Raw genomic sequence first — 1,143 nt, forward strand, 5'->3', positions numbered from 1 at the left:
GCATGAGCCAACGGGTCAGTTTTGCCACCTGTTTTTTCATGGACGGTTTTGCCGCGTTGATCAGCGTCCCGATCTGGGTCTATCTGGGTTACTTTGGCGCACAAAACTGGGACTGGATGTTCAGTGTGCTGCGCCAGTTCCAACACGGCATTTTTGCCCTGTTGGGCATCGGTATTGTCTGGCTGATCTGGCGCTGGTGGCGTAAGCGGCAGACCACCGCGGCCGCTGCCAAAGTGCCTGGCGACGCGTCTTAAGTCGCCCGCGCATGGGCTCAACGTCTCCCAAAAGCCTGGCTGTGACCGGGCTCCTTTTCAACGCCCTGGTCTGGGGCGTTTGCTGGTGGCCATTCAAACAACTCGAAGCCTTGGGCTTGCACCCGCTGTGGGCCACGGCGCTGGTGTATGGCTTTGTTTTCCTATGCCTCGCCTTGTGGGTAGGTGGACGCGGAAAGCTGGTCAGTTGGCAACAACACCCTGGCTTGTGGTGGCTGCTGATCGCCTCGGGCTTGACCAATGTGGGCTTCAACTGGGCCGTGACCGTGGGCGATGTGGTTCGCGTGGTGCTGCTTTTTTACCTGATGCCCGCTTGGTCTGTGCTGGTGGCGTGGTGGCTTTTGGGCGAAAAACCCACCGGCATGGCCTTGCTGCGCTTGGCGCTGGCCTTGGCCGGTTTGTTCATCGTGCTCAAAACCCCCGACACGCCCTGGCCTGTGCCCGAGAGCCTGGCCGATGTGCTGGCCCTTGGCAGCGGGCTGACTTTTGCCATCACCAACGCCTTGCTGCTCAAGCTCAAAGACGCGCCCAGCGCGTCGCGCACCCTGGCCATGTTTGGCGGCGGCGCGCTCATGGCCACGCTGGCAGCGCTGCTGGGTTTGGCCACCGGCGTGGTGGCCGTTGGTGGAGCCCCCGCTTGGAGCTGGCTGCCCCTGGTGGCCCTGCTGGGCTTCTCCTTTTTGTTGGGCAACCTGGCGCTGCAATACGGCGCGGCCCGTCTGGCCGCCCACACCACGGCGCTGGTCATGCTGTCCGAAGTGCTGTTTGCCAGCGTGTCTTCCGTCATACTGGGTGCCTCCAGTTGGGACAGCCGCACCGTGATCGGCGGGGCCTTGATCTTGCTGGCGGCTTTGCTGTCCATCATCGGGCC

At 62.7% G+C, this 1,143-nt stretch carries 1 protein-coding gene and 1 pseudogene; both read left to right on the plus strand.

Annotation, left to right across the window (positions count from 1 at the left end; all coding sequences use genetic code 11):
- Window positions 1-254: pseudogene (locus Q0341_RS06895) on the plus strand (DedA family protein); the annotation flags it as partial.
- Between the two features lie 11 nt (window positions 255-265).
- A partial coding sequence (locus Q0341_RS06900; RefSeq protein WP_299511477.1) for a DMT family transporter occupies window positions 266-1,143 on the plus strand: 878 nt, incomplete at its 3' end.

It is taken from the genome of uncultured Limnohabitans sp. (genome assembly GCF_937889215.1).
GTDB lineage: Bacteria > Pseudomonadota > Gammaproteobacteria > Burkholderiales > Burkholderiaceae_C > Limnohabitans_A.